The 14,825-nt window shown below is 47.5% G+C and carries 9 protein-coding genes; all 9 read left to right on the forward strand.

Annotated features, from left to right (window positions below; all coding sequences use genetic code 11):
* The first annotated feature begins 13 nt into the window (after positions 1–13).
* The 9 genes from Pan241w_RS15635 to Pan241w_RS15675 all read left to right on the forward strand — a co-directional run bounded on the left by Pan241w_RS15635 (position 14) and on the right by Pan241w_RS15675 (position 14,798).
* Positions 14–2,974 carry a tetratricopeptide repeat protein gene (locus Pan241w_RS15635; RefSeq protein WP_197999953.1) on the forward strand — a complete coding sequence of 987 codons (2,961 nt, stop codon included), beginning with the start codon at positions 14–16 and terminating at the stop codon, positions 2,972–2,974.
* 165 nt (positions 2,975–3,139) lie between these two features.
* Positions 3,140–3,406, forward strand: coding sequence for a MazG nucleotide pyrophosphohydrolase domain-containing protein (locus Pan241w_RS15640; protein ID WP_145223414.1), 267 nt, complete (start codon positions 3,140–3,142; stop codon positions 3,404–3,406).
* 221 nt (positions 3,407–3,627) lie between these two features.
* The gene (locus Pan241w_RS15645) at positions 3,628–5,334 is read left to right on the forward strand and encodes a hypothetical protein (RefSeq protein ID WP_145217621.1); all 1,707 of its coding nucleotides are present in this window, start codon (positions 3,628–3,630) and stop codon (positions 5,332–5,334) included.
* A 39-nt stretch (positions 5,335–5,373) separates the two neighbouring features.
* Positions 5,374–6,273: a hypothetical protein gene (locus Pan241w_RS15650; RefSeq protein ID WP_145217624.1), complete on the forward strand. Its 900-nt coding sequence runs from the start codon at positions 5,374–5,376 to the stop codon at positions 6,271–6,273.
* 20 nt (positions 6,274–6,293) lie between these two features.
* Positions 6,294–6,950 carry a MotA/TolQ/ExbB proton channel family protein gene (locus Pan241w_RS15655; protein ID WP_145217627.1) on the forward strand — a complete coding sequence of 219 codons (657 nt, stop codon included), beginning with the start codon at positions 6,294–6,296 and terminating at the stop codon, positions 6,948–6,950.
* Between the two features lie 21 nt (positions 6,951–6,971).
* The gene (locus Pan241w_RS15660) at positions 6,972–7,451 is read left to right on the forward strand and encodes an ExbD/TolR family protein (RefSeq protein ID WP_145217630.1); all 480 of its coding nucleotides are present in this window, start codon (positions 6,972–6,974) and stop codon (positions 7,449–7,451) included.
* Positions 7,452–7,521: 70 nt separating this feature from the next.
* Positions 7,522–8,553: an ExbD/TolR family protein gene (locus tag Pan241w_RS15665; RefSeq protein WP_145217633.1), complete on the forward strand. Its 1,032-nt coding sequence runs from the start codon at positions 7,522–7,524 to the stop codon at positions 8,551–8,553.
* Positions 8,554–8,643: 90 nt separating this feature from the next.
* Positions 8,644–12,267, forward strand: coding sequence for an outer membrane protein assembly factor BamB family protein (locus tag Pan241w_RS15670; RefSeq protein ID WP_197999954.1), 3,624 nt, complete (start codon positions 8,644–8,646; stop codon positions 12,265–12,267).
* Entirely contained in the window at positions 12,264–14,798 is a 2,535-nt protein-coding gene (locus Pan241w_RS15675; protein ID WP_145217638.1) for an ABC transporter substrate-binding protein, read from the forward strand. The genes Pan241w_RS15670 and Pan241w_RS15675 overlap by 4 nt, the downstream gene beginning before the upstream one ends.
* Positions 14,799–14,825 lie beyond the last annotated feature (27 nt).

Consider the following 14,825-nt stretch of genomic DNA (forward strand, 5'->3'; position numbering starts at 1 on the left):
CTTGGATCTACGAATGTTAAACGGTTTACATAGGATCATCAGACTCACACTTTGCCTGCTGGCGGTCATGCTACCGCTTCAGATTTATTCGAACTGTCTGATCGCTGCGGAAGAAAAACAAGCCGAGTCAATCGAGCAAGTACTCGAAACGGCACACGAACACCAGCAGCATGGCCGTTATGCAGAAGCCCGCGAAGTCTATGCGCAAGCGAAACAACAACTCGCTGATTCCAAACAGAAAAACGCCGACCACCAGTGGCAGTTACTTCGCGGATTAATTCAGATCGATGTCGAAACCGGTCAGACAAAATCAGCGTTAGATCGGCTGAACGAAGGACTGAAACAACTCCCCGACCATCCAGATCTTCATGCGCTGGCAGCAAAACTGTATTATGAAACGGGGGACTATCCCAGCGCTGACAAACACGTCACGAAAGCAATAGCATTCAATCCGGACCAGCCCCTGGCACACCTGATCCAGGCTCAGCTTCTCACAGACTCCGGAAAGATCGATGAAGCCAACGAAGCCTATCGCTGGTTCGTCCGTTATTATAACCGGGCACAACCGGAAGATGCCGAAACGCTACTGGTGATTGCCGAAGGAGCGACGCAGTATGCACGCTGGAACAGTGTTTCACAAATCTTCAATTTTGTCATCAACACAGTCTGCCCCGATGCATTAAAAGCCGATCCCCTGGCCTGGAGAGCTTCCTACTTGAGCGGTTCGATTCTGCAGGAAAAATACAATCGCCCCCAAGCCGCTGATGAGTTTACAGCAGCCCTCAAAACAAATTCCCAAGCCGCGATTGTCTATACTGCGTTAGCACGTTCCGCAATCGAAGTCCATGATTTCGATAAGAGTATCGAGCTCATCAATCGTGCCTTGAAAATCAATCCTCAGTCAATCGAAGCCTTACTGCTACAGTGTGATTTACATCTAATTAATGGACAATATCTAAAAGCATTGGTGTCCGCAGAAAACGCAGCCGCTCTCAACAACCGTGCCCAAACCGTTCTGGCCAGAAAGGCAGCCTGCTATCTGCTACAGGATGGTGTGCCAGATACCGAAACGTTGACGCTGCTGTTTGACACTTCAGCAGCCCCGGATCAGTCAAAAACAACAAAAGCTGATTCGTCCCGCTTCGTGAAGCTCGTGACGACTCTATTGAAAGAAAACCCGAAACCGGGTTATTTCTTATACGAACTGGGCCAGCTGATGGAGATGAAACGCCAGTTTGCGTTTGCCGAGTTTGCGTACTTAAAAACCAAAACTCTGATGCCTCAACTCTCCGGCCCCAAAACCTCGTTGGGCATGCTGTATATGCAAATGGGAAAGACGGCCCTCGCCCAACAGACATTAAACGACGCATTCAAAGCCGATCCCTATCATGTACGGGTCAGTAATATGCGCAAAGTGCTGGGAGTACTGGATTCCTACGGAGCCATCGTGACCGACCACTTTGTGATTCGCTACGACTCCAAAGCCGATTTTATTCTCGGTCGATACATGGCCGATTATCTCGAAGAAATTTACCCCGAGATGGTAAAACAGTTCGGCTATAAACCGCCGGGAAAAACCCAATTTGAAATTTACCATAACGCCAAAGGGCTCGCGGCCCACCAATGGTTTAGCGCCCGTATGATTGGTCTGCCCTGGATCCAGACAATTGGTGCCTCAACTGGTGCCGTCGTTGCATTAACGTCACCCACCGCAATGAAAGAGCCTTATAACTGGGCGGCTGTCTTAAAACACGAGTTGGTGCATGTGTTTACTCTGCAACAGACGAAATACAAAATCCCACACTGGTTTACAGAAGCACTCGCCGTTAGAAGTGAAGGCAAAGCGCGTCCCCAACGATTTAACCAACTACTTGTGGAGCGAGTCCCCCAGGGAGAAATCTACTCTCTGGATGAATTGGACAGCGTATTCGTACGTCCCAAGTCTTCCGATAACTGGAATTTTGCGTACTGTCAAAGTCTGCTCTGTGCCGACTTTATGGTGGAGGAATTTGGCACTGATGCATTGAAAAAGCTATTAACTGCATATCAGAATCAACATTCAACCCCTAATGCAATTCAGGAATCGTTCCAGATTGATCAGAATGAATTTGAGAAGCGCTATCATCGCTATCTGGAAAAATTGACCGCAACACTCAAAGGATATCGCCCTCCATCTCCGCTCAGTTTTCGTGAACTGCAAAAACAACACGAGCAGAATCCGAACAATCTGAACATTGCCGGGCAATATGCCTACCGCTTGCTCCGTTACCGAAAAAAACAGGAAGCTCGAAAACTCGCTCATACCGTTTTAAGTGAGCAACCACAACAAGCGCAAGCCGCTTTGACCATTGCCCACCTGGAACTCCTGTCTGAAGATCTGGAAGCTGCACAGGCAGTACTCCAACCAGCGCTGGAATCTGATTCTCCGGATGTGGAAGTCCTGGAACTGGCTGGAAAGATTCTGTTGAAACAGGAAAAATTCAGCGATGCAATCAAAGTGTATGAAACAGGCCATTTAAAATATCCGTATCAGACCGAATGGCTCCAGGGACTGGCTATCATTTACCAGCATGAAGATAATCCGAAAAAACTGGAAGCCACCTTGCTAAAGCTGGTTCATCTGGACCCCGCGGACTCTACCAGCCTGAAACTTCTAATGAAGCGCTACCTCGATCAGAAAAAATGGGAGCAAGCCCTGCACTGGGGACAGGAAGCTTTGTATGTCGATGTTCTCGATCCGGAAACACACCAGCAGCTTGCAGAAGCGGCTCTGAAACAGAATCGGCCGGAACTGGCAATCCGCGAATTGAAAATGGTATTGCACTTGGATGATAAAAATGAAGCCGTCCGATTCTTACTAACAAAAACATTACTCGATACCGGAAATAAACAGGAAGCCACTACCGAACTGGATCGGTTACTCGAACAAAATCCAAACCACGTTCAGGCACGCGCACTAAAACAAAAACTTTGATTTCGTTCGGTTCTTCCTGAATCAAATCTACCAAATATCAGATTTCATTACTGACAAGGATCCCCAGTGACCAATCTACCAGCTGATGCATCTTCAGATACTCAAAATCCCCAACAGGACACAAACGGACTTACCTTAACACAATTCCAATCTGTCATTCACACAATGTTCTTCGAAAAAGATCAGTCTCGGGGAATCGAAGGCACATTTATGTGGTTTATGGAAGAAGTGGGTGAACTGTCGTCCGCACTGCGGGATAATAATGACCGGGAGAATCTGGCTGAAGAATTTGCTGATGTTTTGGCCTGGTTGGCCACAATGGCGAATGTCGCCGGCATTGATCTGGAACAGGCAGTTACCCGAAAATATGTTCAAGGGTGCCCGCGCTGCCATCAGACCGTCTGTACCTGTGACATTGCCCGCAAACCTTGAAACGTAAACACGATTCCTGCCGAGATTTGTGGCATATAGATTGACACTGCTTGACTCCTGAATTTAGACTGGAGTAATGCGGTGAAGCCCTGGCTTCATTCTCCTTTCAGCAATATTCTCTCATCTCAGATTGCTAACGCATCAATATGAATATTTATTGCGCTGTTCAAAGTTGGATCTCGGCTTGCAGACATGCTCGCCTTTGTGGCGGATCATGCCTGATGGCACTGATTGTTTTCTTTACGTTCCAGAGCACCGCATATGCACAGCCCCCCAAGGCAGAAATTGATGCCGCCATCAAACGAGGCGTTGCCTTTCTGAAGCAAAAAAAAGACTACGGCCGCACAGGGATCAATGCGTTTGTCGCTTACACCTTGCTGAAATCAGGGGAATCGCCGGAATCACCCTATATTCAGAACTGCATCAAAAACATCCTGGCTGACCATCAACAGAAAAATAAACAAGGAGAATTAGTCTATCAACCGGGTAGTGATTACAACTATTGTGCCGGGGTTCAGTTGATGGTTCTGGAAGCGATCAGTCCGGAATTATATTACGAAGAAATTCGCACAACAACCGAATTTCTTATCAGCACGCAATTACCCGGTGGGGGTTGGTTTTACCCGCAAGACACCCCCAATAATGGTGACACCAGTATCTCACAATATGCTATCCTGGGCCTCTGGGCTGCAGAGCGTGCTGGAGTCGTCGTTCCCACAACGGTCTGGGACAAAGCTGCACGCTGGCATCTATCGACCCAGCTCACTAATGGTGCTTTTTCCTACCATCCCGGAACTCGATCTGAAAGTGCCGCCAAACATACTATGGCAGTCGCGGGCACAGGTAGTATGTATATTATTTCGATGCAACTCTATCCCGATGGCAAATTGCGTACGGGCCCTGTTGTAAAACAGAAGAAGCCCCCCAAAATGCGATTTGGTTTTCTTGAGAAAGTTGAACTCTCGGAAAAAGAGAAGGGAGAAGAGGAAAAAAACCCCTTTACCAAACCGACGATCAGTTATGCCGCGCTCCAGGGGGGAAAATCAAAAGGAGCCAATTGGGTTATCAATAACTACAATGTCCGTAACCCTACAGGTTGGCCCAACTATTATCTGTATGGAATTGAAAGAATTGCCGCGCTGGCCGATACACAAAAACTGGGACCACACGACTGGTACGCAGATGGTGCCCGGCAACTCTTGACGACCCAACTGGCAGATGGAAGCTGGAAAGGCGTCGGAAATGTCCACGCCTCGACCTGCCTGGCGATTATTTTTCTTTCAAAAGCAACGGTAAAAACACTCGGTCGCAAATATAAACCGGAACCCGTTGGCGCCGGCCTGTTAGCAGGGGGGAGAGGACTTCCTAAAAATCTGGCTGAAGTCCAGATGAGAAATGGCAAAATCGAAAACAAAAAACTCTCGGGCGATTTGAGCGAGTTACTCGCTCAACTGGAAAACCCTGCCACTGCCGACCTGGATACCACTCAGGAAACATTGGTTGAAACAATCACATTAGGAGATCGCGAACAACTGATCAAGCAGAAAGATCGCGTTTTAAAACTCATTGATGCCAGATCCCCCGATGTGCGCAGAACTGCGTTTTGGGCACTAGCCCGCACCAACGATTTCCGAATGGCTCCCCACCTGATTCGTGCATTAAAAGACCCTGACTTAGGCGTTCGGATCGAAGCACGAAATGGGCTGTGTACCCTGAGTCGGAAAATTCGTGGCTTGGGCATGCCAGCAGATCCCCTGGCCGATGCCCCAGAAAATCTTCCTGAAGCAGAACGTCTGAAGCTGGTCGAGGCCTGGTCAGATGAAGCCACCAAACGCTGGCAAAAATGGTACAACAGTATAAAGCCCTTCGAAGAAAAGTTTGACCTCTATGAAGTTCTGAATCAGTTCCCTCAATCAAAAAACAAATAAATCGACAAAACGAATTCAAGAGCAGGATCGTCAAAGACAATGGCAAAGACGACATCACAACCAGATCATCGGAAGGCACCGGTCATGCGAGTTACGCAATATGATCAGGTAAGCTCTTCACTGATTGCAGTCGTGCTGGCGCTGATCATTGCCGTCTTATGGCTCTCCATTGTCTGGGTCACCAATCGGCTACCTCAAACCGAAAATGATGTCGCACTGGAAATGGTTGATCTGGCTGGGGGAGCAGAAGATGGTTCGCCTGATGAATCTTTACAGGTGGAATCACCGGAAGACCCTGTTGATGATCCCTCTCAGATCGACACGCCTGAAGAAGAAAATCAGGTGGAGGAAATGCTGGATAGTGTCGTCGAGCTCTCAGACAAAGCGACTCAGCAGGTTCAACAGCAAACACAAACCGACCTGACCAACTCGGGAAAAATGGGAAGTGCCGCCGGCACCGGAAAACGTGCCTTGGGTTTTGGACCCGGCAAAAAAGGCCTCCCGCGGGAACAACGCTGGTTCATCAAGTTTTCCGATCGCGGTTCGCTGATCGATTATGCCAAACAACTCGACTATTTCAAAATCGAATTAGGAGCTTTGTTGAAAAGCGGTCAGATGATCTACTTATCGAATGTCTCATCGACCAAACCAGTGACACGGGTCGCTTCTTCCGGGGCCAATGAAAAACGACTCTATATGACCTGGCAAGGAGGCGAACGCAGAACCAGTGATCTCAGCTTGTTTAAAAAAGCAGGCCATGACGTCACAGGGGCGATTCTGTTCCACTTTTATCCAAAGGAAACAGAAAACCAACTGCTTTTGATGGAAAAAAAATATAGAAACAAGAATTTTGATGAAATCCGACGTACTTATTTTACAGTCCGCGGTGATCGTAGAGGATATAATTTCGAAGTGACTCGTCAAACTTATTTTCGATAACGACACAAAAGTAGGCATCTATGAATTACTCACTCGCTCCTATCTTAAACGCTGCCGGAATCGCCATCTATGTTGCCTTAGGGTTAACCGCATTGTACGGCGTCTTTTGTGTGATCCTGCTGGTCAGACAGATCTCCCAAAAACGGTTTTTGACACAAAATGCAGCCAATGAATTCCTGGACCAGATCCATGAAGACATTGAGAAAAAAGATTATGAATCGGTTGTCAACCTTTGTGATTCCCCCCCTTACTGGAGCAAGGCAGTACCACAATTGATCCTGGTCGCAATGGCCAATATGGAACGCCCGGCGAAAAAACTCAGACAGATGCTCGCTGAAAAGTTTGAACGGGACATTTTAGCTGAGCTTGAATATCGAGTGTCCTGGATCAGCACGATTGTTAAAAGTGCGCCGATGTTGGGACTATTGGGGACTGTGATCGGGATGATCAACGCTTTTGACAAAATCGGAAACATGCAGGAATCGGGCGGCGATCCCAGCCAACTGGCCGGCGAAATCAGTTTTGCTTTATTCACCACAGCTGCAGGTCTGGCGGTAGCGATCCCTCTGGTGATGGCTGGTGCTTTAATACACGTTCGCATTGGAAAACTGCAAGATTCGGTTCAAGAACATACGGGAGAGTTTCTGGATATTCTGGAAGCCTCGCGCAAGTCATGATTCTGGTAAGGTAAATCGAACATGGCTCAAAATAAATCATTATTCAATACAGACGATGATGGCTGGAAAAAAAAGTCCACAACAGGTGGAGGGGGTGACGATCTGGACATCACTCCAATGATTGACGTCACCTTTCTGTTGCTTATTTTTTTCATGGTGACATCCACCATGCAGGCCACACAGGATTCCGACGTTCCCGTCGCCCGACACGGTGTTGGCGTGGATACTCGCGGATCATCTATCGTTCTGGTGCATAATGATGGCAATGGACTGAATGGAACGAGTGTTGTGGAATTCAAAGAAGCGGGCAATGCGGTCGAAGTCACGCTGGAAGAACTGACAGCACGCATCCGAGAACGAGTTCAGGGTGGTGTGATGGATGTGATTATTAAAGCAGATCGGGGTGTACCTCATGGATTTGTTCAAGAGGTTACCCGGGCTGTGACCGAAGTCGACGGCGTTAAATTTTATATCGGAATTGAAGAGAAGAAAAAGAATTAATCATTATTCGGCGATATGCCTCAATTGGGGGATCATCTCCTCAACAAGAAAACAAGATCATAAATAAGAAATGCCTATCAAGTTTTATTGTAATCAATGTGGTCAAAGATTAAGCATCTCCAGCAAGAAAGCAGGAAAAACCGTTTCCTGCCCTGCTTGCCACAAACAGATTACGATTCCACTCAAGAGCCAAGCTCGTCGCTCAGAACAGACAGAAAACAGGGCAGCACCGCCCACTGAAGCAGACCTGTCTCCCCAGATCAATACACCACTTGATCAAGATCAAAATCAACTTCTCGACGATTTGGATGATTTAGGACCACTCGGAGAAAGCTGGGATGAACTCCTCGATGATGACTGGGAAGTGGCTGCTGCCGAGGAAGCCAGCCAGCCAGTAGTAGCGGAAGCACAGGAAGATCAGATTGACGAACCCGAAGTAGAAAAAACCGCTCCAACTGAGAAACAGCAGCCCACTGCGGAAGTAACGTCCCCTCCCAAGGAGCAGAGTACTCCCCCTGAACCCGTTTCTCCTGTAACAGAGACTAAGCCGAAAGTGGAAAAAACAAAAGCCGCTGTGAGCACGGTGGCTGCTACTTCAACCGTCACATCAATGCAATTTGAAGAGGATGATGAAGACGAAGATGACGAGGATGAAGGATTTTCGATCCGATCTGCAGAATCAGATTTTGAAGAGATGGACCTGACTCCCATGGTCGATGTCACGTTTCTCTTACTGATCTTTTTCATGATCACCGCGTCGTTCAGCCTGCAAAAAAGTATTCAGGTGCCCCCACCCAATCCCGATGAAGATGGTGTTTCACAATCACTGCAAACACTCGATGATTTTCGTGAAGAATCGATAATCGTTGAGATTGATAATAATAATGGAATTTACGTTGATGACACCAAACTTGCAAATCCGTCCGAAATTGTGCAGGCGATTTTAGACCGCCGCGATCAGGCCGGAAAACCCAAACGTGAATTAGTACTCAGCGCGCATAAAGCAGCCCGGCACGAAACAGTCGTTGCTGTCGTCGATGCTGCCAACGAAGTCGGTATGCAGAAAATTAGACTCGCCACGTATCGCGGTCCTGAAGACTGACATCTGAGAAGGACTTTATTATCCAATCATCTGCTTCACGAATTTCTGTAAAGATAAGTAATTGAAATGGCCAGTTTAGAAATATCATTCTTGTCCGGAAAAACTCAGATCATTGAGCTATCCAAACAACAGCCTGTTTCAATCGGCAGTCATACATCAAACGATTTACAGATTGATAGCGATGGCGTCGCTTCGATGCAATGCAGGATCAGCTGGAATAAAAAAGGATACGAAGCTTTAGCTGCAACCAGCGATGGCATTGAAATCAATGGAACCATGTCCGGACGGTCGCTCTTGAGCGATGGAGATTTAATCCGCATCGGGGAAGCAGATATCCTGTTCGTAGATGAAGTCGATCTTCTGGACCTCAGTGCGCCGCTCCCTGATGTCACAGGCGATCAGGAAAGTTCCATGTATGACCTGAAACCGGTCAGCCAGGATATGGGTGATCTCGAACTACGCACGCCTGCGAAGTCCAAAGAAACAACAAAAGCCAGTTCAAAATCTAAAAAGAAGAACTCATCGAAAACCAGAAAAGAGAAAAAACCAACGAAGCCAGAGGAAACACCAGAAGAAGAATTGCCACCCGATGATGATCTGGATTTGGCATCAGCGGCTGAACTACTCAAGGAATCAGAACCGAATAAGCCAGCATCTGCTGCCCCGAAACAGTTTCTATCTCGCTCCAGTGAACATGCATCCGAAGAACCGACCGAACCTGGAACAACAGCAAAGCCTGATAAAAACAGTGCCCTCTCGCTGAAAGATCGAATTCGACATCGCTCTTCCCGCAATGCAGTCCGCCCGGGTGAACGCCAAATCGTCCGATCACCACTGGTGCTTTCATTAACCGGTGGCGCCGTGCTGCTGACACTGACAGCACTCACATTCTGGTTTATTATTGGACGCGATACGGCTAAACGTCACTACGACGCTGCCGTCCAGGAAATGGAAGCGGGAAAATATGCTCAGGCTATTCAACTCTTCGAATACTTTCTGGAAAATTATAACAAGAGTGATTATGCAGACGAAACACGCATATTGCTGAGTAAATCGTTTGTTGAAAAAGAAATCTCAGGCTCAACTCCTGCCTGGAATGCTGGTCTGGAAGCGACCAATAAATTCATCAAAAAACACCGTGATGATACCAACTTCAAAGAACTCTACCCGACACTCGTCGATTACGGGCAACGCATCGCTCTCGGTGCAGTCGAAACAGCCAGCCGCACGAAAGAACGTGATCTATTAACCGTTTCCAAGAACGCCGAAAGTATTCTCACCCGGTACAGCCCGCAGGATGCTCCGCCAACTGACACGTTAGCTAAAATCAAAGCTGGTTACGAAAAGGCAGAAGCGGAGATTTTGCGAAAAGAAGTGTTTGATGTCGCCGTCAAAGAAATCGAAGAGGCCCTCAAGCAAAAACAGACGCACCAGGCAATCGAACGCAGACGCCTGCTGCTGGATCGATATCCGTATTACAAAAATGACCGCAAGATGGCAACGATCCTGACTCAAATCCTGGAAGTAGAAAAAGGCCTGATTCAGACAAACAATGAGCCTATTCCCGCCTCAACAGAAAAGTACCCTGAAACGTTCCCACAAGCGGTTACCCTCGCACTTCACACCCGCTCCCGATCGAACGATACTTCTGACGGGCGTAATGTATTCGCATTGGCGAACGGCAGTTGTTTTGGAATTGATTCCGTAACCGGCGATCCCATCTGGCGACGTCCAGTCGGCCTGGATGCTCCCTTTGCCCCGATCACCTTCTCAGGCAAAGAACCTTCCTTGCTGCTCTACGATACGCGTCACCAGGAACTTTTGTGCGTGACTCAAAAAGACGGAACGTTAGTCTGGCGCCAGAAACTCCCGGCGTCCCCTTCCGGAAAACCTTTGATTCACCAGGGGTTGGTGATCGTCTCCTGCAATTCAGGTGATTTATTAAACATTGACTTACTTAGTGGGAATATTACTTCACAACTCAAGTTTGCTCAGCCACTAGTCGGCGCCCCCGGTTTGGTCTACGGCGAACAAGCGGTAGCTGTCGCCGGAAATCAAGCCGTCGTCTATCTGGTCTCCCTGCGTCCTTTTGAGTGTCAGAAAGTTGCTTCACTGGGCCACCGACCGGGTACAGTAAAAATTCCTATTATTTCCATGGGAAAATTGCTCATGGTCTGTGAAAATGACCGTGCAGACTCTGCTCTACTCCATGTCCTGGATGGAAGCGGGGAAAACACAGCACTCAACGAACTCGAACAATATCGGATCAAAGGACATGTTCAGAGCATGCCCGTCCTGCGCGGCAAACAGTTATTTTTTCCAACCGTTCCCGAACGCATTACCGCCTTCACCGTCACTGATGAAGAAGGCAAACGAAAACTGTCAGAGATTGCCTCATATCAACTACAAGATCCGCTTTCCTGTCAGATCTACCTCTCTGCAGGATCAGGCGGTCAACTCTGGATGAGTAGTTCCGCACTACGAAAATTCACACTGCTCAACACCGGAATCAAAATGGACAAAAAGAAGATTGCAGATGGCTTAGGAGCACAGCCCATGCAATTGATTGGCAATAATCTCTATCTGGCCCGCCGACTGCTGTCTTCCAATTCCGTGATCTTTACGATCGCCAACCGGAATGAAATGACCAGTTCCTGGAAATCGATATTAGGTACAGACATCCTGGCAACATACTCTTACGGAGATAAGCAAACGGATGGTTTACTCTGTCTCACGTCAGATGGGGATATCTTTCGGCTCCGGAATAATGATTTTGCACCAGACGCAGCAAGCTTTAAAGAAAGAAACATTACCCAGTTAAAGCTTCCCGAAAGTCTTACCGCGCCACTGAAATCAACTCAATTTGCAAATGGAAAAATTGCAGTCTACTGTGGTCTCCCGGAACCGACGCTCTGGATTCTCAACGCGTTTGGTCAACTCGAACAAACCATCGAACTCAAAGCCCCACTGGATACGATGCCTGTTTTCCTGGGTGATGGCATCGCTCTCCCCTTCGAGAAAAAAATCGCCGTCTTCCGAAAAGGCCAAGGCATGAATACGGTCCAGGAATTCATCCTCCCGGAAAATATCGCCGCAGATGCACAGTGGAAGCAACTCGTTCCCATCTCTCAGGATCAATGTATCGCTATTACATCCAGCGGCCAATTGATCTCTTTGCAATACCGTACCACTCCCATCCGGCATCTTGCAGTATTGTCAATCGCCGACTCAAAACAACCAATCGACTTTAAAGCGGCAAAAGGAAATAACATGCTGGCCATTGCCGACGCTTCAGGGCAACTACAACTGCTCGATGCGAAAACGGCTCAAGTCAAAGCAAAACTACAACTGCCAGTTCCCGCGACCAATGACCTTTGGATCACAGACGAATTACTGTTTGTCGAATCGAAACAAACGTTAAGCTGTTTTGATCTCAAGAATGAACTGCAAAAAGTATGGGAGCTCAAACTGCCAGGAGCCTCTCTGGCGGGCGCCCCGACGGTGATTGACAAGCGGCTTTTACTCTCGCTCCAGAATGGAGCTCTGCTCTCAGTGGATCCGCAATCTGGTCAAATTCAATCAAAGGCCAATGCCCCCTTGCCTGCCAGCGGATCAATTGTGAATCTGGAAAAACTGATTATCGTACCAACGGTCGATGGAAGCTTGTATCGAATTGATCAGGTCCTGCAGCAGAAAGGACAAGCATCACTATGATTCAATCTAAAAAGACCAGACAGTTTTTTCGTTTCTTGATCTTACTTCTATTCATAGTCAATCTATCAACGGCTGTTGCGCAAAAAAAAGAGACCGACAACACAAAATCATCAAAAGCGGCAACAGCTGAAAAAGAGTCGCCCAAAACCGCTCCTCCCGAAGAAGAAACAGAGCCACTTTTACCCAAAATCGAAGCAATGCAGGTCCCCACGGTTGAAGAACTGCTCAAAAAACCGCCGGTCGATTGGGTCGTTTTGGAAAACGATTTCGTGTTGATTGTGGAACCCGTCTATCCGCGACCCGATACACTGGGACAACTCGAAGCCGCATTAAAGGAAAGCTATAGCTGGCCCAAACCAAAAAGCAAAGAAGAAATTGATGAGCAACGCAAAACGCGAGCCTCATACAATTTCCTCATTTTGACTTTGGTAAACGATAAAGAGAACCCGGAATATCGGATCCAGAGAAAAAGTGTCAAACAAGTCATTCATCATGAAGATCAGATCCTGAAACGGATTGATGTGCTGTTGAATGACAACGATTTAAAGACTGCGTTTGAAATGTTGCTGATCCTCGACCGCAAGCATCGCGACTGGCCTGGATTTAAACAACGGGAACAACGGCTTCTCTTTCTGGAAGCCAGGGATAAACAGAAATCACAACAATACGATAACGCACTGGCTTTTATCGGCGATTTACATGACCGTGCTCCGGAATACCCGGGTCTGAGTAAACTCGCCGGAGAAGTGATTGATGTCATTATGACTCAATCTGTGAAAGCAGGGGCGTTTCGAAAGGCACACTACTATTTGAAACGTCTGGCGACGATGTTCCCCAGGCAACAAATCGTTACCAAATGGGAAGCAGAGTTCCTGAACCAGTCTAATACAATCCTCACCCAGGCAGAGCAGGAAGCGAATCAGAATCATTTTCAACAGGCCATTCAGCTCGTCTATCAGGCTTCAATTGTTTGGCCAGCCAACCCACGACTCCGTGAAGCATTACTCCGTTACCATAATCGATACCCAGTAATCAATATTGGTGTTCTTGAAACAGCTTTGGAGAAAAGCCCCTATTTTCTGGAACGAGACTCAACACGCCGGCATCAAAAGCTGACTCAAATCCCCTTATTTGAAGTGGGTCGCGTCGATCAGACTCCTCAATACCAGAGCCGATTTTTTGAACAATGGGAACCCACCGACCTGGGTCGCCGTGCCGATTTTGTCTTACGGCATTCCTATGCTACATGGGAATCACATCCGATGTTAATGGCGGCTGATATCACGCGATTCCTGCGAAATAAAATCACGCCGGGAAACAGCCAATACGACGAACGCTTTGACAGCTATGTGCGATCTGTTTCAACCACTTCCCCCTTTACGTTCAGTATTTATTTTGATCGCGTCCCCTTACGCACAGAATGGTTATTATCGCTACCCATAGAAGCCCCCCCCATCTGGGAAAACGTCGCGGTCGAACCGGAAAGCGAAACGGCAACACCTGGTATTTTTGTCTCGAGCCGATTCGTTGTAGATCAGAAAACGCCAAATGAGGTTCGTTATATCAGAGCCATTCCGGAGCCCTCTGATCTTCGCGATTTAAACATTGCCCAGATCAATGAGATCAGATATCCGAATTTTGAAAAATCCTTTCAGGCCTTATTGCTCGGCGAAGTCTCTGTGCTCCCCTTCCTGCCCGCCAAACTTATTTCGTTTTTCCAGGAACAGGAAGAATTTAACGTAGTCCAAAGCGAAATCCCTTTATCACATGTTCTACAGTTTAACCCGGAAAGCAAACCCCTGAAAATTGTAGAGCTGCGTCGTGCTCTGGCCTATGCAATTGATCGTAACAAGATTTTAAATGAAACCTTGCTGCACGAATCAAAACTCTTGAACGGTCGATTGATTACCGCCCCGTATTATACCGGGCTGCAGGTTTACAATCAGCAGGTTCCTCAACGTGAATATAATTACCCTTTAGCCGTTGCGTTAACAGTCGCATCACAGAATAAACTGGGAAGAAATTTTCGACCATTGAACATGCTTTGCGATCCCAATCCGGAAGCACAGGAAGCTGCGCAGGAAATGATCAAAGCCTGGGCGAGAGCTGGCATCCATGTCATCCTGATCCCCAATACTCCTGCTGAAGCAGAAAAAAAAGACTTAAAATGGGATATCGTCTATCGTACCGTATCCATGACAGAACCAGTCACGGAGCTCTGGCCGTTCCTGACAGTTGGAAAAGGCGCACAAATCGAATCTCTGAAAATCTTCCCGGACTGGATGCGACAGAAATTAATTGAACTGGATGAAGCAACCGACTGGGAAACTGCCACAGAACTCTTAAAGAAATTACAACAGCAACTCTACTCCATGGCTCATATTATCCCCTTATGGGAAATTGATCAGTTCCATGTCTTCCGGACAAATATCAAAGGTTACGCTGACCGTCCCTTAAATTTCTACGATAATGTAGAACAATGGATTACGACGCCCCTCTATCCGAAAGTGGAAACGTTTACTCAAAAATAGCAAGCTGTGAATTGATCTGATTAAATG

Origin of the sequence: Gimesia alba (genome assembly GCF_007744675.1) — a bacterium.
GTDB classification, from domain to species: Bacteria; Planctomycetota; Planctomycetia; order Planctomycetales; family Planctomycetaceae; genus Gimesia; species Gimesia alba.